This is a genomic window from Acidovorax sp. YS12 (assembly GCA_021496925.1).
Classification (GTDB): Bacteria; Pseudomonadota; Gammaproteobacteria; order Burkholderiales; family Burkholderiaceae_C; genus Paenacidovorax.
This window is the reverse complement of record CP053915.1, coordinates 3239434-3261001: the sequence shown is the minus strand read 5'-3', so window position 1 is coordinate 3261001 and position 21568 is coordinate 3239434. Positions and strand designations below refer to the sequence as shown.

Here is a 21568-nt window from a genome sequence, read left to right as displayed (position 1 = left end):
GCGCAGATCAAGCGGGAGCAACCTGGACGGTGTATCCGATTTGTTGTAGTCGCCGAATGAGCCGGTTGGCGGTTTTTTCGGCGTCAGCGCGGTCAAAGTGCGCAGCCCCCAGGTCATGCCATTCGGTGCCATCTTTGAGCATGTGCCATGCAGCGGTGAGCATGGAAGCGGCCACGGCGATGATGGCCTTCTTGGCACCCCGACGGGCTCGGATGCGGTGGAACTGCGCCTGCAGGTAGCTGCCCTTGACCTTAACCGCGGCCCATGCGGCCTGCACCAAGGTGGTCTTGAGCCACACGCCCCCACGGCGCAGCCGTGTGCTACGCCGCTTGCCCGCGCTCTCGTCGCTGCGCGGGCACAGGCAGGCCCATGACAGCAGGTGGCCTGCCGTTGCAAAGCGCGACATGTCGATGCCGATCTCGGCGACCACCACGTTGGCGCTGACCTGACTCAAGCCGGGCATCGTGCTCAGCAACTTGGCGGCTTGTCGAAACGGCTCGAGCCCCAGGCCCACCTCCTTCTCGATGTCGGCAATGGCCTTGTCCAGAGCGTCGATATGGCCCAGGTGCAGCTTGAGCATGAAGCGGTGGTGGGCACGCACGCGCCCGCTCAATGCCTCGACCAACTCGGCTCGGCTGGCCTTGAGGCGGTTGCCCACGACATATGAAGCCAGACGCTGGGGATCGCTGCGGCCGTCAATGAGCGCCTGCAGCACCGCACGCCCACTCTTGCCCAGGATGTCGCTCAGGACGCTGGTGATCTTGATGTTGGCGTCTTCGAGCACCTTCTCGATGCGCTGCACGTGCGAGGCGCGCTCGCGCACGAACTGCTTGCGCGTTCGCGTCAGGGTGCGCAGCTCCTGCACCGCCACCGGCGGCACGAAGCTGGCGCGGATCAAGCCATGAGCCAGCAGATCGGCCAGCCACATCGAATCGTTCACGTCAGTCTTGCGCCCGGGCATGTTCTTCACGTGCGCGGCATTGGCCAGCACCAACTCGAAGTGGCCTTCGAGCACATGCCACACCGGCTTCCAGTACACGCCCGTAGCTTCCATGGCGACGTGCTCGACGCCGAAGGATTCGAGCCAGTCGGCCAGCTCCAGCAGGCCCGAGGTGGTCGTGGCAAAGGTGCGGACCTCTTGCACCAGCGGGCCTGGGCCCGCAATCCGTGCGCAAGCCACTACGCTTTGCTTGTGCACGTCCAGTCCCGCACAGAGCGGATGAATCACGTCCATGATCGCCTCCTCATCAAAGAACAGCAGCGACACCGGCGTGCGACCCACGTCATCGAAGTCTGAAGTGCGTGCTCAGGCACGCCAGTGCCTGGCGACAGTTTGGGGTGCTCGTGAGGCCGCGGGTCCAACTGATACACGGGTTCGGGACACCAAGTACGAACCGACCTCTGTGCCGGACGCCGCACCCAAATTACACCCTCGTTTCATGCGTCGCGGGTGCTGCGACGCAGCATGAAAAACTGATACGGGTTTGCATTCAACCGTATAACTAGGCGGGAAGCCTACGATCAGTGCTGTAGCACGGCAAGGCGAACCAACGACGTTAGACGGTTGAAGGCAAATCCGTATGGCGCGCTGCTACGGCGTGCCGCGCGTCGGCAGGGGCCGGGCCAGGCTGCCGGTGCGCTGGCCGGTCTTGGACAGGTACATGGCGCGGTCGGCGCTGGCCAGCAGCGCCTCGGGGTCCTCGCCATGCTCGGGGTACATGGCCAGCCCGATGGACGCGCCGATGCATACCTGCAGCGCCTGCTCCTGCGCCTGGATCTGCCAGGGCTGCGCCAGGACGCCCGACAGGCGCTGCGCCAGGGCCCGCGCCTGCTCCTGCCGGTCGATGCCGCGCAGCAGCACGGCGAATTCATCGCCTCCCAGCCGCGCCACGAAGTCCGAAGCACGCGCCACGTGGCGCAGCGTCCGCGCCACGTGCACCAGCACCTGGTCTCCGGCGGCATGCCCATGGGTGTCGTTGATCGGCTTGAAGCCGTCGAGATCGAGGTAGAGCACGGCGAACCGCGACTGCATGCGCCGCGCCAAGGACGCTTCGGCCGCCATGCATTCCATGAACTTGCAGCGGTTGAGCAAGCCCGTCAGGCCGTCGTGGCTCGCCAGGTACTCGATGTGCTGCTGGTGCGCGTGGCGCTCGGTCACATCGGTGAAGGTGCGCAGCATGCCACCGCCCTGCACGGGCAGGCTGCGTATCTCCAGGACGCGCCCGTTGGGGCGCCGGCGCACCACCAGCGGGGGAATGGGCGCTCCATCGGCCGGCTGGAAATGCGCGATGGCCTCGGGCGGCAGGCCATCGAACTCGCCATGCTCGCGCTGGTAGCGGATCACGTCCTCGACGTGGGGGCGGTTCTGCAGCACCTCGGGCGGCAGGTCGAGCAAGGTGAAGACGCGCTGGTTGCAGAACTCCACCCGCCCCTCGGCATTCACCATGGCCACGCCCTGGTCCAGGCTCTGCAGCGTGGTCTGAAGGATGGCGGATTCCCGCTCCAGCAGGGCCGCGCTCTCGCGCGCGGCGGCTTCGGCACGGGCCAGCAGGGCCTGCTGGTGCTTGAGCTCGGTGATGTCCAGATGCGCATACAGGCACTCGCCGGCGCCGCCCGGGCGCGCCACCACGCGGCAGTGGCGCGGCCCGGGCAGCGTCAGCTCGAACGGGGCGCCGGTGAAGCGCAGCATGTCGCGCAGGGTCTGCAGGCCCTGGGTGCAGGCGGCGGTATCGGGGGTGTCCACGCGCAGCCATGCCGCGTGGAACACTTCCGCCAGGGTTGCGCCCACGGCGGCCTGCGGGTCGCGCAGGCGGTACATGTGGGCAAACGCCGCGTTCACCCAGGTGATGCGCCCCGCGGCGTCGCACAGCGTCAGGCCGTTGGGCACGCGGTCGAGCAGCGACAGCGGGGAGCCGCTGCCCGGCGGCGGCGTGGTACTGGCCTGGTCGTGCAGCACGTCCTGGTGCAGGCGCCACAGGCGCAGGCGCCCCACGCCGTTGAGCGGCAGCGACGACACCAGCAACTGGCGCCCGCGGTGCGCGAACACATAGGGCTGGGCCTGGTGGCGATGGCGCGCGATGCCTGCCTCGATGTACTCGTCGATATGCGCGATCTCGTCCGCCTCCAGCCGGCTCAGGTAGAAGCGGCGCAGGTTGTGGCGGTAGTGCTCACCCGCGAAGACATGGCCTTCGTGCTCGGGAAAGTAGCGCAGGAACATGTCGTTCCACGCCACCGTATGGTCCTGCGCATCGAACAGGCACATGGCGACACCCAGCCCGTCGAGCATGTGCCCGAGGGGTTCTATCCACGCATTCAGACGGGTGTTCATGGTGTGCAGGGTTCCGGCCTGCATATCCGAAACCTATGGTGTCTCTGTTTTCATTAGCTTACACCAGCAGCATGAAATGCCGATTGCGCATTTCTACGCACGAACCCTCATATTTGGGATGCTCTGCACGAATCACCGCGCCGCGTGCATCTGCCGACTCGGGCGGCCTGCCGCGCACGCTTACCGCTCGATTCGTGCAGAGCATCCCGTGCGCCGGCGCCACGCCAGCCAGGCGAGCCCGGCGCCCGTCAGGCCGATGGGCAGCAGCGAGCCCCAGTTGAGCAGCGCCCAGCCCTGCGTGGTGACCAGCGCGCCCGAGGCGAACGAGGTCAGCGCCATGGTGGCGAACACGCAGAAGTTGATGGCCGCCTGCGCCCGGTCCTTTTCCTCGGGCCGGTAAGCCTGCATGGCGAGCGTGGTGCTGCCGGTGAAGAGGAAGTTCCAGCCCACGCCCAGCAGCGTCAGCGCCACGGTGAAGTGGGCGATCTCCGCCCCCGCCAGTGCCACGGCCACGCAGGCGGCGTTGAGCAGCACGCCCACGCCCATCACCGCCAGCACGCCGAAGCGCTTGATCAGGTGCCCGGTGAAGAAGCCCGGCGCGAACATGCCGATGACGTGCCACTCCAGCACGAACGCCGCGTCGGCGAAGTCGTAGCCGCACACCTGCATGGCCAGCGGCGTGGCCGCCATCAGCAGGTTCATCACGCCGTAGCCCAGGGCGGCGCCCAGCGTGGCGACGAAGAACGCCGGCTCGCGCAGCAGCGCACCCAGCGGGCGGCCCTGGGATGCCGCGCCGCCCGCCGCCTGCGCCACGGACGGAAAGCGCACGAACGCCATCAGCAGCATGGACAGCAGCCCCACCAGCACCAGCGCCACGTAGGCCCCGGCGAACGGCGCGGCCAGCAGGTTGCGCGTGTGGTTGGCCAGGTTGGGCCCGGCCACGGCGCCCAGCAGCCCGCCGGCCAGCACCAGCGACACGGCCTTTTCGCGGAAGGCCGGGGGCGCCAGCTCGGCCGCCGCGAAGCGGTACAGCTGCCCGTTGGCGCTGTAGTAGCCCGCCGCCACCGTGGCGGCGCACAGCAGCCAGAACTGGTGCGCGAACGCCGCCCCGGCGCACAGCAGGGCCGAGACCACGGCCACCGCCAGCCCGATCTGGAACGACGCCTGCCGCCCCCAGCGCCGCTGCGTGCGCGCCACCAGCCCGGTGGACAGGGCGCCGCCCACCACGTAGCCCATGACGGGCAGCGTGGCCATCCAGCCATAGGGGGCGAGCTGCAGCCCGACCAGGCCGTTGATGGCGATGAAGACGACGTTGTTGGTGAGGAAAAGCCCTTGGCACAGGGCCAGCAGCCAGAGGTTCTTGTTCATGGTGTTTTGTGCTGCATCAATTCCGAGCAATTAACTTGGGCATTGTGCCGTAGCGTTGACCCAGGTCAGCGCTGCGGCCGTAACCCCGCCGTAAGGTGCGGGCCCATGCGCGGCGCCTGAACGCCGTGCCGGCAAGGAAACCACGTGACCCACGAAGCGAGCATCATCGACCCTGCCACCATGGCAAGGTCAAGCCCTGGCGCCCCCGATGCAGGCGCCCCTCCCCCGCGCGCGCCGGAACTGGTCTGCCCCGCAGGCAGCCTGCCCGCGCTCAAGGCCGCCATCGACGGTGGCGCCGATTGCGTCTACCTCGGCCTGCGCGACGCCACCAACGCGCGCAACTTCGCGGGCCTGAACTTCGACGAAACAGCCATCCGCAACGGCATCGCCTACGCCCATGCGCGCGGCCGCAAGGTGCTGCTGGCGCTCAACACCTACCCGCAGGCCAGCAACCCCGCGCCCTGGCGCGCGGCGCTGGACAAGGCGGCCGCCTGGGGCATCGACGCCGTGATCCTGGCCGACCCGGGCCTTATGCGCTACGCCGCCGAGCGCCACCCGCAGCTGCGCCTGCACCTGTCGGTGCAGGGCTCGGCCACCAACCACGACGCCATCAACCTGTACCACCAGCAGTTCGGCATCCAGCGCGCGGTGCTGCCGCGCGTGCTCTCGCTGGAGCAGGTCAAGCAGGTGGTGCAGCGCACGCCGGTGGAGATCGAGGTGTTCGGCTTCGGCAGCCTGTGCGTGATGGTCGAGGGGCGCTGCGCGCTGTCCTCGTACGCCACGGGCGAGTCGCCCAACACGCACGGCGTGTGCTCGCCGGCCAAGTTCGTGCGCTGGCAGGAAACGCCCCAGGGGCTGGAGTCGCGCCTGAACGGCGTGCTCATCGACCGCTACGGCAACGGCGAGAACGCCGGCTACCCCACGCTGTGCAAGGGCCGCTTCGACGTGGGCGGCGAGAGCAACTACTACGCGCTGGAGGAGCCCACCAGCCTCAACACGCTGGAGCTGCTGCCCCAGCTCGTGAAGATGGGCGTGCGCGCCTTCAAGATCGAGGGCCGCCAGCGCAGCCCCGCCTACGTGGCGCAGGTCACGCAGGTGTGGCGCGAAGCCATCGACCACTGCATGGCGCAGGGCCACCTGTACGCGCCCAAGACCGCCTGGATGGCCAGCCTCGACCAGGTGGCCGAGGGCCAGCAGCACACCTTGGGTGCTTACCACCGTCCCTGGAAATGAACACCATGAAACTCGCCCTTGGTCCGCTGCTGTACTACTGGCCGCGCGACACCGTTTTTTCCTTCTACCAGGCCATGGCCGAAACGCCCGTGGACGTGGTCTACCTCGGCGAGGCCGTGTGTTCGCGCCGCCGCGAGCTGCGCCAGAGCGACTGGATCGACATCGCGCGCATGCTCCGGGACGCGGGCAAGCAGCCCGTGCTCTCCACCATGACACTGCTCGAATCCACCGCCGACGTGGCCGCCATGCACAAGATCGTGCGGGACGAGGAGTTCCTTGTCGAAGCCAACGACATGGGCGCCGTGCACAACCTCGCGGGCCAGCGCCCGTTCGTGGCCGGCCCGCAGCTCAACCTGTTCAACCCCGACGCCCTGGCCTGGATAGCCGGCCTGGGCGCGCGCCGCTGGGTCATGCCGCTGGAAATGCGCCAGAGCGACCTGGCGGTGCTGCAGCAGCACCGGCCCGCCGGGCTGGAAACCGAAGTCTTCGCCTACGGCCGCATGCCGCTGGCGTTTTCGGCGCGCTGCTTCACCGCACGCCACTACAACCGGCCCAAGGACGACTGCGGCTTCGCCTGCATCGAGCACCCCGACGGGCAGCTGCTGCAAACGCGCGAGGGCGAGGGCTTTCTGGTGCTCAACGGCATCCAGACCCAGTCGGCGCGCGTGCACAACCTGCTGCAGGACGTGCCCGCGCTGCGCGCCCTGGGCGTGGACCTGCTGCGCCTGTCGCCGCAGTCGCAGCACATGGCCGAGGTCATCGCCGCCTTCGACGCCGCGCGCCACGCCGCGCAGCCCGATCCCACGGCGCTGGAGCGCATGCGCGCGCTCATGCCCGCCGCGCCCTGCAACGGCTACTGGCACGGCAAGCCAGGGCTGGACCTGATCGTCGAACCCGCGCATGCCTGACCCGGAGGCCCCATGACCACCACCCCGCCCGCCCCCTTCACCCTGCCGCGCCCCGTGGGCGCCGTGCTCGCGCGCCTGCCCGCCTACCCCGGCTCGGTGCTGCTGGTCACCGCCATCAACCTGGCGCTGGCGCACCACCTGCCCGACGACGTGAAGGCGCTGCTCAAGGACAAGCGCCTGTCCATCCGCGTGCGCGACGCGCGCCTGGCGTTCGACTTTTCATGGAACGGCCAGCGCTTCGCGCCCAGCGCGCCGCAGGCCCAGCCCGACCTGGCCATCAGCGCCAACGCGCAGGACTTCATGCTGCTGGCGCAGCGCCGCCAGGATCCGGACACGCTGTTCTTCAACCGCCGCCTGGTGATGGAGGGCGACACCGAGCTGGGCCTGGTAGTGAAGAACGCGCTCGACGCCATCGAGCTGCCCGTGCTCGACCCCGCGCACTGGACGCCGCGCGCCGTGCTCGCGCGCCGCGCGCCGCACCTGGCGCGCCAGTTGCCGCCGCTGCCGCCGATCTTTGGGGGCCGGCCATGAACGACCCTGCCCCCGCCCCCGGCCACCTGCTAGGCGCACGCCCGCTGGTCTATTCCTGCTCCGGCTGCTCCAGCGCCGCGCAGCTCGCCAACCACGTCGCCGTGCAGCTCGACCGGCGCGGCGTGGCCGAGATGTCGTGCATCGCCGGCGTGGGCGGCGACGTGCCCAAGCTGGTCAAGCTGGCCCAGTCGGGCCGCCCCATCGTCGCGCTCGACGGCTGCCCGCTGGTGTGCGTGAAAAGCAGCCTGGCGCGCCATGGCATCGCCCCGGCGCGGCACTACCAGCTGCACGAATACGGCGTGAAGAAGCGCAACCACCAGGATTTCGACCCCGCGCAGGCCGCCGAGGTGCTGGGCCGGGTCGAGGCCGACCTGATCGACCACCCGCTGCGCAAAGAGGCCGCATGAGCATTTCTCCCCGCCGCGTCATCGTCGGCATTTCCGGCGCCAGCGGCGCCGTCTATGGCGCGCGCCTGCTGCAGGCGCTGCGCGAGATCGGCAACGTCGAGTCGCACCTGGTCGTCTCCGACGCCGGCTGGCGCAACCTGCGCCACGAGCTGGACATGGACCGCGCCAGCGTCGAGGCCCTGGCCGACGTGGTGCACGCGCTGGACAACGTGGGCGCCAGCATCGCCAGCGGCTCGTTCGGCGCGCAGGGCATGGTCATCGCGCCCTGCTCCATGCGCACCCTGGCGGCCGTGGCCCACGGCCTGGCCGACAACCTGCTCACGCGCGCGGCCGACGTGGCACTCAAGGAGCGCCGCCGCCTGGTGCTGATGGTGCGCGAATCGCCGCTGCACCTGGTGCACCTGCGCAACATGGCCACGGTGACGGAAATGGGCGGCATCGTCTGCCCGCCCATGCCCGCGTTCTACCAGCGCCCCACCAGCGTGGGCGAGATCGTGGACCACAGCGTGGCGCGCGCGCTCGACCTGCTGGGCATCGAGAACGCGCTGGCCCCGCGCTGGCAAGGTCTCCCGCAAAACTCCTGATTCGATAGCTGCTCGCGCTTACCCAGCAAGCGCCAGAGGCCAATTTCATTCAAAAATGCACTACCGCGACCTGCGTGACTTCATGGCGCAACTGGAGGCGGCGGGCGAGCTGCGCCGCATCGCCGCGCCCGTCTCCCCGCACCTCGAAATGACCGCGCTGGCCGACCGCGTGCTGCGCGCGGGCGGCCCGGCGCTGCTGTTCGAGCAGCCCACGGGCCACACCATGCCAGTGCTCGCCAACCTGTTCGGCACACCCGCGCGCGTGGCGCGCGCGCTGGGCGTGGCCGGGCTGCCCGAGATCCGCGCCTTCGGCGAAGTGCTCGCCGCGCTGAAAGAACCCGAGCCGCCGCGCGGCATGAAAGACCTGTGGGGCAAGCGCGACCTGCTCAAGACGCTGTGGAGCATGGCCCCCGCGCACGTGCGCCGCCCGCCGTGCCAGCAGGTGGTGTGGGAGGGCGATGAGGTGGACCTGGCGCGCCTGCCCATCCAGCACTGCTGGCCCGGCGACGTGGCGCCGCTCGTCACCTGGGGCCTCACCATCACGCGCGGGCCGTTGAAAAAGCGCCAGAACCTCGGCATCTACCGCCAGCAGTTGCTGTCGAAAAACCAGCTCATCATGCGCTGGCTCTCGCACCGCGGCGGCGCGCTGGACTTCGCCGACCACTGCCGCCTGCACCCCGGCCAGCCCTACCCGGTGGCCGTGGCCATCGGGGCCGACCCGGCCACGATCCTCGGCGCCGTCACGCCCGTGCCCGACACGCTGTCGGAATACCAGTTCGCCGGCCTGCTGCGCGGCGCGCGCACCGAGGTCGCGCCCGCGCTCGGCGTGCCGCTGCAAGTGCCCGCCAGCGCCGAAATCGTGCTCGAAGGCCACATCCGCCCCGACGCCCGCCACGCCAGCGGCTGGCAGCACGCGCTCGAAGGCCCCTACGGCGACCACACCGGCTACTACAACGAGTGCGCCGAGTTCCCCGTGTTCACCGTGGACCGCGTCACGCTGCGCGAGGACGCGCTGTACCACAGCACCTACACCGGCAAGCCGCCCGACGAGCCCGCCATGCTCGGCCTGGCGCTGAACGAGCTGTTCGTGCCGCTGCTGCAGCGCGCCTTTCCCGAGATCCTCGACTTCTACCTGCCGCCCGAGGCGTGCAGCTATCGCATGGCCGTGGTGCGCATCCGCAAGGCCTACGCGGGCCACGCGCGGCGCGTGATGATGGGCGTGTGGAGCCACCTGCGCCAGTTCCTGTACACCAAGTTCATCGTGGTCGTGGACGAAGACGTGGACGCGCGCGATTGGAAGGAAGTCATCTGGGCGCTGACCACGCGCATGGACCCCAAGCGCGACACGCTGCTGATCGAGCACACCCCCATCGACTACCTCGACTTCGCCTCGCCCGTGGCGGGCCTGGGCAGCAAGATGGGGCTGGACGCCACCAACAAATGGCCCGGCGAAACCCAGCGCGAATGGGGGCGCCCGATGGCGATGGACGCCGAGGTCAGCGCGCGCATGAATGCGCTGGCGGATGCGCTGGGTTTGTAGTTTTTGCTATTAGAAAAATAGCTCACAGCGCTTGAGTGGTAAGGGTTCGAGGCCAAAGATATTGCGAACCTCCTTCATTTTTTCCTGCATGTGCCGATGTACCGGGATATACAGCACAAGGAGGGAATGATGGACATCACCAGCATGGTCAGCAACGCCAGAACGCAGCTGCGGCCCCAAGCGCCTGCCGCGCCCTTTACGGGCAGCTTGCCGTCGCAGCCGCCCGAGGGCGTCACCCTGTCCGAAGGATCGGCGGAAGCGATGGAGCAATCCATGCAGATCACCATGGAGGAAAGGATTGCGGCCAGGGCGAATGAGACCTTCGTGTACAGCCCGACCAAAATGAAAATGTCAGGCACCTATATCGTTGACATCAAAACCGGCGAAGCCATCCCCGATAGAAGAACATCTGATGGAATAGAAAAATTCAGGGCCTTCTTGAACCTGAACGGCGAGGGTGCCGAATACCGTGCTGCCAATGCGGCATGGCTTGATCTACAAAAGAAGATCGCCATGTACTATCCGGACATACCGTCAGGCTTTGGCTTTACCGTGACCGAAGACAAGAAAATCGCCATCACAAATGGAAAAAACGCACTCACCAATGATCAAAGAGCAGTCGTTGAATACCTTGCCAACCAGTCGAAGGCGCTGGTGGATAGCGCCGTAGCCTATGCGGGAGCCATGATAGATTTTGTCGCCCGAGACTACGTACAAGAATCAGGCGTCGGCAAATACCACCTTGATTTCAGCACCTTCAAAAAAACCATAGACATGGGGCTGATATTCAATACCGATGAAATTGGGCGGCAACAATCGCGCTCAGGGCATGTCGGAACTGCCAAGAATCCGCTCACGATCCCCGGATTTCACTCCAATTTGTGGGTGTATCAACTGCAAAGAAATGGCGAGGTGCGCTACAAGATAGAGGAAAGAGAAGAAAAATTTGGTTCATCCGAATAAAAAAGGGGCTTACGCCCCTTTTTTATGTTTTTCTTCTGATAACCAGGAATCACCTTTATGTATGCTCAGAATTTATCAGGGTTTGACTGCAAATGTGGCCCAGCGTGACATATTGGACATTACTGCCACCGACTCCCACATCGGGTTCATTGGCAACTTCAATTCGGTACCAGCCGATGTTGACAGATGCGCTGTATGTGTTTATGTAGTGATTTTGCGTTACCTGGAAACACCTCAAATCTCGATCTTCGACCCCAGCTCCACCACCGCGTTGCTCGGCAGGTTCAGGAAGTCGGCCACGCCGCTGGCGTTGTGGTGCATCTGCGCGAACAGCTTTTCGCGCCACGGCGCCATGCCGCTGCCCACGCTGGGCGTGACTACGTCGCGCGAGAGGAAGTAGCTGGTCGTCATGCCGTCGAGCTCGCAGCCGCGCCCGCGCATGAGGCCGAGCGCGCGCGGCAGGTCGGGGTCGTTCTTGAAGCCGTAGTTCACCGTCACCTGCCAGCAGTCGCTGCCCAGGGGCTCGATCTGCAGGCGCTTGTCCATGCCGATCCAGGGCACCTCGTGGTTGCGCACGGTGACGAACAGGTTCTGCGCGTGCAGCACCTTGTTGTGCTTGAGGTTGTGCAGCAGCGCGTTGGGCACGATGCCCGGCTCGCCCGTGAGAAACACGGCCGTGCCGTCCACGCGCGTGGGCGGGCTGATCAGCACCGAGGCGAGGAAGTCGCGCAGGTCGATGGCCTCGGCGTGGCGCTTGTCGTGCAGCAGTTCGCGCCCGCGCTGCCAGGTCATCATCAGCAGGAATACGCTGGCGCCGATGAACAGCGGGAACCAGCCGCCCTGCAGCAGCTTGAGCAGGTTCGAGCTGAAGAAGGCCAGATCGACCAGGAAGAAGCAGCCCGTGGCCGCGATGCACAGCGGCAGCGGGTAGCGCCAGTTGTAGCGCACCACGAAGAAGGTCAGCGTGGTGGTGATGAGCATGTCCAGCGTCACCGCGATGCCGTAGGCCGCCGCCAGGTTGCTGCTGGAGCGGAACATGACCACGGCCAGCACGATGGCCACGAACAGGCTCCAGTTGACGAAGGGCATGTAGATCTGCCCGGCTTCCTTGACGTTGGTGTGCTCCACGCGCAGGCGCGGCAGATAGCCGAGCTGGATGACCTGCTTGGTCACGCTGTAGGCGCCGGTGATGAGCGCCTGCGAAGCGATCACGGCCGCCGCCGTGGCCAGCACCACCAGCGGCATCAGCGCCCATGCCGGGGCCAGCATGTAGAAGGGGTTCTTCACCGCCTCGGGGTTCTCCAGCAGCAGCGCGCCCTGGCCGAAGTAGTTGAGCGTGAGCGCCGGCATGGCGATGGAGAACCAGGCCACGCGGATGGGCCGCTTGCCGAAGTGGCCCATGTCGGCATACAGCGCCTCGCCACCGGTCACGCACAGCACCACGGCGCCCAGCAGCACGAAGGTGGTGCCCGGGTTGGCCAGCATGAAGCCCAGCGCGTAATGCGGGCTCAGCGCCCACAGGATCTCGGGGTGGCGCGTGATCTGCGCCACGCCCAGCGCCGCGATGGTGACGAACCACACGATCATCACCGGCCCGAAGAAGCGGCCGATGCTGCTGGCGCCGTGCTTCTGCACCATGAACAGGCCCAGCAGGATGACCAGCGTCAGCGGGATGATGGCGCCGTGCAGGCTGGGCGACATCACCTCCAGGCCCTCCACGGCGCCCAGCACCGTGATGGCCGGGGTGATGACCCCGTCGCCGTAGAACAGGCAGGTGCCGAAGATGCCCACCACCAGCAGGGCCCGGCGCAGCGCGGGCTTGTCCTTCACCGACTGCGAGGCCAGCGCCAGCATGGCGATCAGGCCGCCCTCGCCGTTGTTGTCGGCGCGCAGCACCAGCACGACGTACTTGAGCGAGACGATGAAGGTGAGCGTCCAGAAGAGGATCGACAGGATCCCGTAGACGTTGCCGGTGGTGAACGGCACGTGGCCCGAGCCGAACACTTCCTTGACGGTGTAGAGAACGCTGGTGCCGATGTCGCCGTAGACGACGCCAATGGCACCGAGGACGAGCGCTCCCAGCGGTGATTTGGTGCTTTGCACTGTCTGGGACCCGGCGGGGTTCCATGTGGTGTGGGAGCGCTATTGTGCGCTGGCCTCCCCGTGGCGCGCCGCCAGGCGCGTACGTATTGTTGCAACGCGACAACTCCCCGCAAGCCATGCAACCGGCGCGCCCCAGGCCAGCAGACGCCGCGCAAGGGCCGCCCCGCCGCTCAGGGGGGGTCAGTACACCTCGGCCTCGGGGTCGGTGGCCTCCAGCTCGTAGCTGGCGGCCAGCATGGCCAGGCGCGCCACCACGCCGTACATGTAGAAGCGGTTGGGCGCGCTGGCGCCGGGGCGCGCGCCCGGCTGGGGCAGCTGGCCACCGTGGGCGAAGGCCAGCGGCACGAAGGCCGCGCCCGGGGCGTTGAGGTTTTCCTCGTCGCCGCGCTCGGCGTGCACGCGGTAGAAACCGCCGACGACGTAGCGGTCCATCATGTACACCACCGGCTCGGCCACGGCCTCGTGCATGCGCTCCTGGGTGCGCACGCCTTCCTGGACGATGACCTCGCTCACCGTCTGGCCGTCCTTGATGACGGCCATCTTGTTGCGGCTCTTGCGATTAAGCTGCTCCAGCTCCTTGGCGTCGTGCACGGTCATGATGCCCATGCCGTAGGTGCCGTTGTCGGCCTTGACGACGGCGAAGGGCTTTTCGTTGATGCCGTATTCCTTGTATTTGCGCCGCACCTTGGCCAGCAGCGCGTCCACCTGGGTCTGCAGGCCCTCCAGGCCCTGGCCCTCGGCGAAATCGACCGCGCCGCACTGGCTGAACAGCGGGTTGATGAGCCAGGGATCGATGCCCAGCAGCTTGCCGAAGCGCTTGGCCACCTCCTCGTAGCTCTTGAAGTGGCGGCTCTTGCGGCGCACGCTCCAGCCCGCGTGCAGCGGCGGCAGCAGGTACTGCTCGTACAGCTCCTCCAGGATGCCGGGCGCGCCTGCCGACAGGTCGTTGTTCAGCAGGATGGTGCAGGGGTCGAACCCCTTGAGCCCCAGGCGGTGCTTGGTGCGCACCACGGGCTCGATGGTGATCTCCTCGCCCCCGGGCAGGGCCACGCGCGTGGGCTTCTTCACCTCGGGGCTGACGGAGCCGATGCGCACGTGCAGCCCGGCCATGTTGAAGATGCGCGCCAGCTGCGCCAGGTTGGCCAGGTAGAAGGTGTTGCGCGTGTGGTTCTCGGGAATGATGAGCAGGTTGCGCGCCTCGGGACAGATCTTCTCGATTGCCGCCATGGCCGCCTGCACGGCCAGCGGCAGCATCTCGGGCGTCAGGTTGTTCCAGCCGCCGGGGAACAGGTTGGTGTCCACCGGCGCGAGCTTGAAGCCGGCGTTGCGGATGTCCACCGAGCTGTAGAACGGCGGCGTGTGCTCCATCCACTCCAGGCGGAACCAGCGCTCGATGGCGGGCATGGAATCGAGGATGCGCTGCTCCAGCTCGTTGATCGGGCCCGTGAGCGCGGTGATGAGATGCGGAACCATAAATGCCCTGGTGTGAAGGTCAACCGGGGCATTTTAGGGATGCGCGGCGCGGCTTATGCGCCTCGCGGCATATGAAAATGCACCCGGGCCGGGGCCGCCGGACCTCAGCGCTTCCAGAACGCCGGCGAAAGCATGGCCATGAAGCTCAGGATCTCCAGCCGCCCCAGCAGCATGGCGAAGGTGCACACCCAGATCTGGAAGTCGGTCAGCACCGCGTAGTTGGAGCTGGGGCCGACGGCGCCCAGCCCCGGCCCCATGCAGTGCACGCTGGCGAGCACGGCCGAGAAGGCGGTCAGCGGATCGATGTCGGTCAGCAGCAGCACCATGCTGAGCACGATCACCGTGGCGCCGTACACCAGCATGAAGGCCAGCACCGAGAAGATCATGCGGTTGTCCACCACGTGGCCGCCCAGCAGCACCGGCTGCACGGCGCGCGGGTGCACCAGGCGCGTCAGCTCGCGCCGCGCCTGCTTGATGAGGATGAGCATGCGCACCATCTTGATGCCGCCGCCCGTGGAGCCCGCACTGGTGGCCACGCCCGACAGCAGCAGCATGAACACCGGCGCGAACACCGGCCACTGCAGGTAGTCCTGCGTGGCGAAGCCCGTGGTGGTGGCCACCGACACCACGTGGAACATGCCGTGGCGCAGCGCCTGCAGCGGCGCGTACACGCCCTTGGCCCACAACAGCAGCGCCACCAGCAGGCCGCCGCCGATCAGCGCCACCATGGTGGCGCGCATCTCGGGGTCGCGCCAGAAGCCGCGCCAGTGGCCCTTGCGCAGCGCGATGAAGTACAGCGCGAAGTTGCAGCTCGCGGCCAGCATGAACACCAGCGCGATGGCTTCGAGCAGCGGCGAGTCGAAGTAGGCGAAGCTCGCGTCGTGCGCCGACAGCCCGCCCAGGCTCACCGTGGTGAACATGTGCATGAGCGCGTCCATGAACGACATGCCGCCGGCCCAGAACGCCGCCGCGCAGGTGACGGAGAACACCGCGTACACGCCCCACAGGCCCTTGGCCGTCTCGGTCATGCGCGGGGTCAGCTTGGTGTCCTTGATCGGGCCGGCCGCCTCGGCCTTGAACAGCTGGGCGCCGCCCACGCCCAGCAGCGGCAGCACGGCCACGGCCAGGATCAATATGCCCATGCCGCCGAGCCACTGCAGGAAGGTGCGCCACACGTTCACCGAGAGGGGCAGCGCATCGACCCCGCTGAGCACCGTGGAGCCGGTGGTGGTCAGGCCCGAGACGGCCTCGAAGTAGGCGTGCGTGAACGTCACCGGGTGGTTCACCCACTGCAGCGCCAGCCACAGCGGCAGCGCCGCGCACAGCGGCAGCAGCACCCACACCAGCGTGACCAAAATGACCCCGTGGCGCGGCTGCAGCTCGCGCTTGTGGCGCCGCAGCCCCCACCACAGGCCCGCGCCCCAGGCCAGCGTGACCAGCATGGCCAGCGGATAGGCCTGCCACACGCCGTCGGCCTGCCCCAGCGAGACGGCCAGCGGCACCCCCATGGCCAGCGCGAACATGCACAGCAGCATGCCGAGCACGCGCAGAACGGGAAAGAGGTCGCTCATGGCCGGGCCGTAGGGGTCGTCGGAAGAATCAGAAGAAAGTGGCGCTGACGCGGAACAGCTTCTCCACCTCGCGCACCAGGCGCTTGTTCGGCAGGAAGAACACCACGTGGTCGTTGTGCTCGATCACCGTGTGGCTGCGCGGCAGGATGACCTCGGGCTCGCTCGCCTGCAGCGGCACGATGGCGCCCTCGGGCGGCGGCGGCGCCTCGGGGTCGGGCAGGCCGCGGATGATCAGGCCCATGTGCACGGCGGGCGGCAGCGGCAGGTCCTCCACCTGGCGCCCGACCACGCGCGAGCTCTTGCGGTCGCCGCGCGCCACGATCTCCAGCGCCTCGGCCACGCCGCGGCGCAGGCTGTGCACGGCCTGCACGTCGCCGCGGCGCACGTAGGCCAGCAGCTCGCCCAGCATGGCCTGCGCGGGCGACAGCGCGATGTCGATCTGCGTGCCGTGCATCAGGTCGGCGTAGGTGTGGCGGTTGATGAGCGCCAGCACGCGGCGCGCGCCCAGGCGCTTGGCCAGCAGGCAGGCCATGATGTTGTTCTCGTCGTCGTCGCCGAGCGCCAGGAAGAAGTCCACCTCCTCGATGCCCTCCTCGCTCAGCAGCTCCTCGTCCGAGGTCTCGCCCTGCAGCACCAGCACGCCCTCGGGCAGGGCCGAGGCCAGCGCCACGCAGCGCTGCGGGTCTTCCTCGACGATCTTCAGGTGAAAGCGCCCGGCCTGCTGCGCCAGCAGCCGCGCCAGGCGCTCGCTGACCTGGCCGCCGCCGGCCATCATGATGCGCCGCACCGGCCGCGCGGGCCGCCCCTCGGGGCGGTGCAGCGCCGCCAGCACCTGCGGAATGCGCGCGTGGCTGGCCAGGGCGAAGACCTCGTCGCCCGGCTCGATGCGCGTGCTGCCGTCGCAGGGCACGAAGCGGTCGGGCTCGTCGGCGAAGCGCCGGTAGATGGCCACCATGCGCACCGCCACGTCGGGCATCTGCTGGCGCAGCGCGCCGATCTGCAGGCCCACGGCTGGCGCGCCGGGGCGCGCGCGCACCGACACCAGGCTGGCGCGCCCGCCCGCGAACTCGCGCACCTGCAGCGCCTCGGGGTACTCCACCAGCTTGGCGATGTAGCGCACCAGCGAGTCCTCGGGGCACAGGATGTGGTCCACCGCGAAGCCGTCGGGCGCCAGCAGCGCGTTGCCGTCCTCGAAGCTGGGCGAGCGCACGCGCGCGATGCGCGTGGGCACGTTGAACAGCATCTGCGCCACCTTGCAGCACACCAGGTTGGTCTCGTCCTGCGCGGCGCAGGCGATGAGCAGGTCGGTGTCGCGCGCGCCGGCCTCGGCCAGCACCGGGGGCTCCATGCCGTTGCCCACCACGCCGCGCAGGTCCAGGCGCGACTCCAGGTCGCGCAGCCGCGCGGCGTCGGTGTCGATGACGGTGATGTCGTTGTGCTCCGACACCAGGCTGTCGGCCACGCTCTGGCCCACGCGGCCCGCACCCAGGATGATGATTTTCATGCCAAATCAGGCCATAAGCCAATGCAGACAAGCGCTAGAAGCTATTAAATCAGGAGCGCATCAGGTGCGAATCTCACCTTCACCCAGCACCACGTACTTGAGCGAGGTCAGCCCCTCGATGCCCACCGGGCCGCGCGCGTGGAACTTGTCGGTGCTGATGCCGATCTCGGCGCCCAGCCCGTACTCGAAGCCGTCGGCGAAGCGCGTGCTGGCGTTCACCATCACGCTGGCCGAGTCCACGTCGCGCAGGAACTGCTGCGCGTGCACGTGGCTGGTGGTGAGGATGGCGTCGGTGTGGTGGCTGCCGTAGCGGTTGATGTGGGCAATCGCCTCCTCCACGCCCGCCACCACCTTCACGCTGATGATGGGCGCCAGGTATTCCTCGCTCCAGTCCTGCGCGGTGGCGGGCACCAGCGCCGCACCGGGCACGGCGGCCAGCAGGGCCAGGGCCTCGGCGTCGCAGCGCATCTCCACGCCCTTGGCGGCGTACACGGCGCCGATGCGGGGCAGGAAGTCGGCCGCCACGCCGCGCGCCACCAGCAGGCCCTCGCTGGCGTTGCAGGGGCTGTACTTCTGCGTCTTGGCGTTGTCGGCCACCGTCACCGCCATGGCGATGTCGCAGGGGTCGTCCACGTAGGTGTGGCAGTTGCCGTCCAGGTGCTTGATGACGGGCACCTTGGCCTCGGCGCTGATGCGCTCGATCAGCCCCTTGCCGCCGCGCGGAATGATGACGTCGACGAACTGCGGCATGGCGATGAGCTGGCCCACGGCGGCGCGGTCGGTGGTCTCGACCAGTTGCACGCCATGCGCCGGCAGGCCGGCCTGGGCCAGCGCCTGCGCCACCAGCCGCGCCAGCGCCTTGTTCGACTCGATGGCCTCCGAGCCGCCGCGCAGGATGCAGGCGTTGCCGCTCTTGATCGACAGGCTGGCGGCCTCGATGGTCACGTTCGGGCGGCTCTCGTAAACCATGCCGAACACGCCGATGGGCACGCGCATCTGCCCCACGCGGATGCCGCTGGGCTGCTGCTTCATGCCCAGGATCTCGCCAATGATGTCGGGCATGGCCGCGAGCTGCTCGCAGCCCTGGGCGCAGGTCTCGATCACCTTCGGCGTGAGCTTGAGGCGGTCCACCATCGGCGCGTCCAGCCCGGCGGCCACGGCACGCTCCAGGTCGCGCGCGTTGTCGTGCTGCAGCGCCTGCACGTTGTCGCGCAGCAACTGCGCCAGCGCCCGCAGCGCTTTGTTTTTGATAGCTGCTGGCGCACGCGCCATCAGGGCTGAGGCCGTTTTTGCCTGGGAACCAAGGGTGTGGGTGTATTCAGCGATGTCGAGCGCGGTCATGCGCGCGATTCTGACGCAGTTCCCCTGTGCCTGCGCTGACATCCCCATGGCGCTACGCTCGGGCCCCATGTCCGCCGAACTCGCCACCCACCAGCTCCAGACCCTGCAGGACGACCTGCACGCCCTGCGCGCGCAGCGCCTGGGCAACCACGCCTTCAGCACCCGCGCGCGCGCCCACACCGCCTTGCTGGCGGCGCTGCCGCCGCGCTACACCGAGGTGCTGCACGGCCTGCTCGACCGGCTGGAGGCCGGCGCCCTGTTCACCGAGGAAAGCTGCTCATTCAGCCACCAGGACCTGGTGGACAGCCTGCAGCTGTGGCTGGACAAGGCGCGCGCCACGCTGGCGGCGGCCTGATCCAGCCCGCCCTGTTTTTGGGGCAAAACGGGATCCAGCCCTTGCACAGCAAGCGCTGGTAGCTATGGATAAAAGAGCAGCCCTACTGCGGCAGCTGCGCCAGGAACTGCGCCAGCGCCGCATTCACCGGCTGCGGGTGCGTGAGGTTGGCCGCGTGGCCCGCGCCGGGCACCACCACCATGCGCGCGTGCGGCAGGCCCTCGGCCATGGCCTGGGCGCGCTCCAGCGCGATGGCGTGGTCGGCGTCGCCGTGCAGCACCAGCGCGGGCGCGGCGATGCGGCCCAGTTCGCCGCTGATGTCGTCGCGCGTGGCCAGCGTGGTGAAGCACGCCAGCAGGTCGGCCGGCTGCATGCGCTGCCAGGCCGCGCGCCAGGCGGCGGCGCCCTCCCAGCCGTCGCCGAGGATGATGCGCTCGATGGTGCGCGCGCGCTCGTCCGACAGGCCGCGTTCCAGCCATTCCTGGACGATGGCCTGGTGGCCCGCCATCTTCTCGGCCTCCTCGGGCAGGGCCTGGGTGTCGATCAGCACCAGCGCGCGCACCGCCTGCGGGTGGCGCAGCGCCGCGCGCAGCGACAGGTAGCCGCCCTGCGACATGCCCGCGAACACCGCGCGCCCGATGCCCAGGTGCGCCAGCAGCGCCACCACGTCGTCGGCCGAGTCGTAGTAGCTGAACGGCGCGCACGCGCCCGTGGCGGTCTGGCCGTGGCCGCGCTCGTCCCAGGTGATGCAGCGCCACGCGCCGCGCAGCGCCTGCACCTGCGGCGCGAACATGCTGCCGTCCATCAGCAGCCCGTGCGAGAAGACGATGGCCGGGCCGTCGCCCCCGGTGTCCTCGTAGTACAGGCGCTGGCCGTTCACGTGCGCGTAAGGCATGGTGTCTCCTTGTCGTTGGTTGGAACGCGCCATGCTGGAATGCCCCCGCCGGCGGCGCAGCCACCTGGGAGACAGCGAGACAGCGGCGCGCTCGTCAGCGCATGGCGAACGACTCGCGGTGCAGGCGCCAGGGGCGCGGCCCGCTGGCGTGCGCCGCGAGCAGCGCGCCCAGGCCCGGCGGGCCGCAGAACCAGATGTCCAGCGGGCCGGGCAGCGCTTCCAGGTCCTGCGGCCGCAGGCGCTGGCCCAGGGCATCGCTGTGCACCGCCAGCGCCACGGGCGGCTGGGCCTGGCCGCACAGCGCACGCAGGCGCGGCAGCAGCGGGTCGCGCGCCGCATCGCGGGTGCAGTAGTGCAGGTGCGCCGGCTGCAGGCCGCCGGCGGGCGGCACGGCGCCTGGCTGGCGGGCTTCCAGCAGCGCCAGGAAGGGCGTGACGCCCACGCCGCCAGCCACCCACACCTGCTGGCGCCCGGCCTGGCCCGCGCCGTCGAAGCGTCCGTAGGGGCCCTCGACGTCCACGCGCTGCCCGGCGCGCAGGCGGGCATGCAGGGTGCGGGTGTAGTCGCCCAGCGGCTTGATGACCAGGCGCAGCAGCGGCTCGCCTGCGTCGCCCCTGCCCAGCGCGCCGGGCGCGCTGGCGATGGTGAAGGGGTGGGCGCCCTCGCCACGGTCGAAGCGCACGAAGGCGAACTGCCCGGCGCGGTGCCCCGGCCAGCCCGGGGGCATGGCGCACACCACCTCCAGCGGTGCGCCGGGCGCATCGCCCAGGCGCCGCACCGAGGCGATGCGGGCCGTGTGCCTGCGCCGCGCGCCCGTCCAGCCCGCCAGCGACCACAGGGCGGCCACGCAGCCCAGCGCCAGCAGGCCGCCCATGAGCGCCCCCAGCGGCAGCGCCCAGAAGCCGCGCGGCATCAGCGCCACGCTGTGGAAGGCCAGCACCAGGTACAGCAGCGGCATGGCGCGGTGCGTGATGCGCCAGTGCCGGTACGCCACCAGGCGCTGCCACAGGGTCAGCACCACCAGCGCCAGCAGCAGGTAGAAGGCCCATTCGCCCAGGTCCTTGGCCAGGCCGCGGCTGTCGGCGAGCCAGGGCAGCACGGCGTCGCGCGCCGGGTGGCCGGCGCGGCCCCAGAGGGCCTTGATGCCGCCGCCCGCCTCCTTGGCGCCCCAGTGGGCCAGGGCCGCCACGGCCGCGCCAATGCCCGCCCATTTGTGCAGGCGGTAGACCTGGTCCATGCCGCCCAGCGGCCCTTCCAGCCACGGCAGGCGCAGCGCCAGGACCATGACCAGGCCCATCAGGCCGATGCTCCACAGCCCGGTGAGATGGATGGCGTGCTGGCGCAGGCGCCACGCGCCGCCGGCGGCGCCCTGGGCGTCCACCAGCGGCCACAGGCCGAGATCCGGGGGTGCCACGCCCGCCCATGCCAGGGTGATGGCCAGCAGCCAGATGCCGAGTGCCGCTTTGGTGCGCATGGGGTTCTCTT

Annotated in this window: 18 protein-coding genes; 8 read left to right on the top strand and 10 right to left on the bottom strand. The window is 68.8% G+C overall.

What is annotated here, in order from left to right; genetic code table 11:
* Positions 1 to 7: 7 nt before the first annotated feature.
* From YS110_14680 to YS110_14670, 3 genes are all read right to left on the bottom strand, one after another.
* Entirely contained in the window at positions 8 to 1234 is a 1227-nt protein-coding gene (locus tag YS110_14680; protein ID UJB67468.1) for an IS110 family transposase, read from the bottom strand.
* A gap of 357 nt (positions 1235 to 1591) precedes the next feature.
* Positions 1592 to 3262 carry a diguanylate cyclase gene (locus YS110_14675; GenBank protein UJB67467.1) on the bottom strand — a complete coding sequence of 557 codons (1671 nt, stop codon included), beginning with the start codon at positions 3260 to 3262 and terminating at the stop codon, positions 1592 to 1594.
* A 246-nt stretch (positions 3263 to 3508) separates the two neighbouring features.
* Positions 3509 to 4696 (bottom strand): MFS transporter, encoded by a 1188-nt coding sequence (locus YS110_14670; GenBank protein ID UJB65911.1) that lies wholly within the window; start codon positions 4694 to 4696, stop codon positions 3509 to 3511.
* A gap of 180 nt (positions 4697 to 4876) precedes the next feature.
* On the opposite strand from YS110_14670, the gene YS110_14665 reads away from it, so the two are divergent.
* The 7 genes from YS110_14665 to YS110_14635 all read left to right on the top strand — a co-directional run bounded on the left by YS110_14665 (position 4877) and on the right by YS110_14635 (position 10862).
* Positions 4877 to 5929, top strand: a complete 1053-nt coding sequence (locus YS110_14665; protein UJB67466.1) for a U32 family peptidase — start codon at positions 4877 to 4879, stop codon at positions 5927 to 5929.
* 5 nt (positions 5930 to 5934) lie between these two features.
* Positions 5935 to 6837 (top strand): U32 family peptidase, encoded by a 903-nt coding sequence (locus tag YS110_14660; GenBank protein UJB65910.1) that lies wholly within the window; start codon positions 5935 to 5937, stop codon positions 6835 to 6837.
* A gap of 12 nt (positions 6838 to 6849) precedes the next feature.
* Positions 6850 to 7368, top strand: a complete 519-nt coding sequence (locus YS110_14655) for an SCP2 sterol-binding domain-containing protein (GenBank protein ID UJB65909.1) — start codon at positions 6850 to 6852, stop codon at positions 7366 to 7368.
* The gene (locus YS110_14650) at positions 7365 to 7775 is read left to right on the top strand and encodes a zinc-binding protein (GenBank protein ID UJB65908.1); all 411 of its coding nucleotides are present in this window, start codon (positions 7365 to 7367) and stop codon (positions 7773 to 7775) included. Before YS110_14655 ends, YS110_14650 begins: the two co-directional genes overlap by 4 nt.
* Positions 7772 to 8359 (top strand): UbiX family flavin prenyltransferase, encoded by a 588-nt coding sequence (locus YS110_14645; protein ID UJB65907.1) that lies wholly within the window; start codon positions 7772 to 7774, stop codon positions 8357 to 8359. Before YS110_14650 ends, YS110_14645 begins: the two co-directional genes overlap by 4 nt.
* 55 nt (positions 8360 to 8414) lie before the next feature.
* Positions 8415 to 9899 (top strand): 4-hydroxy-3-polyprenylbenzoate decarboxylase, encoded by a 1485-nt coding sequence (gene ubiD, locus YS110_14640; GenBank protein UJB65906.1) that lies wholly within the window; start codon positions 8415 to 8417, stop codon positions 9897 to 9899.
* 126 nt (positions 9900 to 10025) lie between these two features.
* Entirely contained in the window at positions 10026 to 10862 is an 837-nt protein-coding gene (locus tag YS110_14635) for a hypothetical protein (protein UJB65905.1), read from the top strand.
* A gap of 234 nt (positions 10863 to 11096) precedes the next feature.
* Here the strand turns inward: YS110_14635 and YS110_14630 are convergent, their stop codons facing one another.
* The 5 genes from YS110_14630 to YS110_14610 all read right to left on the bottom strand — a co-directional run bounded on the left by YS110_14630 (position 11097) and on the right by YS110_14610 (position 18854).
* On the bottom strand, positions 11097 to 12965 hold the full coding sequence (locus YS110_14630) for a potassium transporter Kup (protein ID UJB65904.1): 1869 nt from the start codon (positions 12963 to 12965) through the stop codon (positions 11097 to 11099).
* A gap of 180 nt (positions 12966 to 13145) precedes the next feature.
* On the bottom strand, positions 13146 to 14438 hold the full coding sequence (gene gshA / locus YS110_14625) for a glutamate--cysteine ligase (GenBank protein ID UJB65903.1): 1293 nt from the start codon (positions 14436 to 14438) through the stop codon (positions 13146 to 13148).
* Positions 14439 to 14542: 104 nt separating this feature from the next.
* Positions 14543 to 16009, bottom strand: coding sequence for a TrkH family potassium uptake protein (locus YS110_14620; protein UJB65902.1), 1467 nt, complete (start codon positions 16007 to 16009; stop codon positions 14543 to 14545).
* Positions 16010 to 16037: 28 nt separating this feature from the next.
* On the bottom strand, positions 16038 to 17513 hold the full coding sequence (trkA, locus tag YS110_14615) for a Trk system potassium transporter TrkA (GenBank protein UJB65901.1): 1476 nt from the start codon (positions 17511 to 17513) through the stop codon (positions 16038 to 16040).
* Positions 17514 to 17573: 60 nt separating this feature from the next.
* On the bottom strand, positions 17574 to 18854 hold the full coding sequence (locus YS110_14610) for a glutamate-5-semialdehyde dehydrogenase (GenBank protein UJB65900.1): 1281 nt from the start codon (positions 18852 to 18854) through the stop codon (positions 17574 to 17576).
* 67 nt (positions 18855 to 18921) lie between these two features.
* On the opposite strand from YS110_14610, the gene YS110_14605 reads away from it, so the two are divergent.
* Entirely contained in the window at positions 18922 to 19209 is a 288-nt protein-coding gene (locus YS110_14605) for a hypothetical protein (protein ID UJB65899.1), read from the top strand.
* Between the two features lie 82 nt (positions 19210 to 19291).
* Here the strand turns inward: YS110_14605 and YS110_14600 are convergent, their stop codons facing one another.
* Together YS110_14600 and YS110_14595 are read right to left on the bottom strand one after the other, a co-directional pair.
* Positions 19292 to 20083: an alpha/beta fold hydrolase gene (locus YS110_14600; protein ID UJB65898.1), complete on the bottom strand. Its 792-nt coding sequence runs from the start codon at positions 20081 to 20083 to the stop codon at positions 19292 to 19294.
* A gap of 94 nt (positions 20084 to 20177) precedes the next feature.
* Complete coding sequence (locus tag YS110_14595; protein UJB65897.1) at positions 20178 to 21557, bottom strand: ferric reductase-like transmembrane domain-containing protein; 1380 nt, start codon at positions 21555 to 21557, stop codon at positions 20178 to 20180.
* Between the last annotated feature and the right edge of the window lie 11 nt (positions 21558 to 21568).

Bases quoted from the DNA above. Each gene is read 5' to 3' on its own strand.
- gshA (UJB65903.1), bottom strand. From the start codon at position 14,438: ATGGTTCCGCATCTCATCACCGCGCTCACGGGCCCGATCAACGAGCTG.
- YS110_14680 (UJB67468.1), bottom strand. From the start codon at position 1,234: ATGGACGTGATTCATCCGCTCTGTGCGGGACTGGACGTGCACAAGCAA.
- YS110_14620 (UJB65902.1), bottom strand. From the start codon at position 16,009: ATGAGCGACCTCTTTCCCGTTCTGCGCGTGCTCGGCATGCTGCTGTGC.
- YS110_14650 (UJB65908.1), top strand. From the start codon at position 7,365: ATGAACGACCCTGCCCCCGCCCCCGGCCACCTGCTAGGCGCACGCCCG.
- YS110_14665 (UJB67466.1), top strand. From the start codon at position 4,877: ATGGCAAGGTCAAGCCCTGGCGCCCCCGATGCAGGCGCCCCTCCCCCG.
- YS110_14655 (UJB65909.1), top strand. From the start codon at position 6,850: ATGACCACCACCCCGCCCGCCCCCTTCACCCTGCCGCGCCCCGTGGGC.
- YS110_14610 (UJB65900.1), bottom strand. From the start codon at position 18,854: ATGACCGCGCTCGACATCGCTGAATACACCCACACCCTTGGTTCCCAG.
- YS110_14600 (UJB65898.1), bottom strand. From the start codon at position 20,083: ATGCCTTACGCGCACGTGAACGGCCAGCGCCTGTACTACGAGGACACC.
- YS110_14635 (UJB65905.1), top strand. From the start codon at position 10,026: ATGATGGACATCACCAGCATGGTCAGCAACGCCAGAACGCAGCTGCGG.
- YS110_14595 (UJB65897.1), bottom strand. From the start codon at position 21,557: ATGCGCACCAAAGCGGCACTCGGCATCTGGCTGCTGGCCATCACCCTG.
- YS110_14605 (UJB65899.1), top strand. From the start codon at position 18,922: ATGTCCGCCGAACTCGCCACCCACCAGCTCCAGACCCTGCAGGACGAC.
- YS110_14645 (UJB65907.1), top strand. From the start codon at position 7,772: ATGAGCATTTCTCCCCGCCGCGTCATCGTCGGCATTTCCGGCGCCAGC.
- ubiD (UJB65906.1), top strand. From the start codon at position 8,415: ATGCACTACCGCGACCTGCGTGACTTCATGGCGCAACTGGAGGCGGCG.
- trkA (UJB65901.1), bottom strand. From the start codon at position 17,513: ATGAAAATCATCATCCTGGGTGCGGGCCGCGTGGGCCAGAGCGTGGCC.
- YS110_14660 (UJB65910.1), top strand. From the start codon at position 5,935: ATGAAACTCGCCCTTGGTCCGCTGCTGTACTACTGGCCGCGCGACACC.
- YS110_14670 (UJB65911.1), bottom strand. From the start codon at position 4,696: ATGAACAAGAACCTCTGGCTGCTGGCCCTGTGCCAAGGGCTTTTCCTC.
- YS110_14675 (UJB67467.1), bottom strand. From the start codon at position 3,262: ATGTGCCTGTTCGATGCGCAGGACCATACGGTGGCGTGGAACGACATG.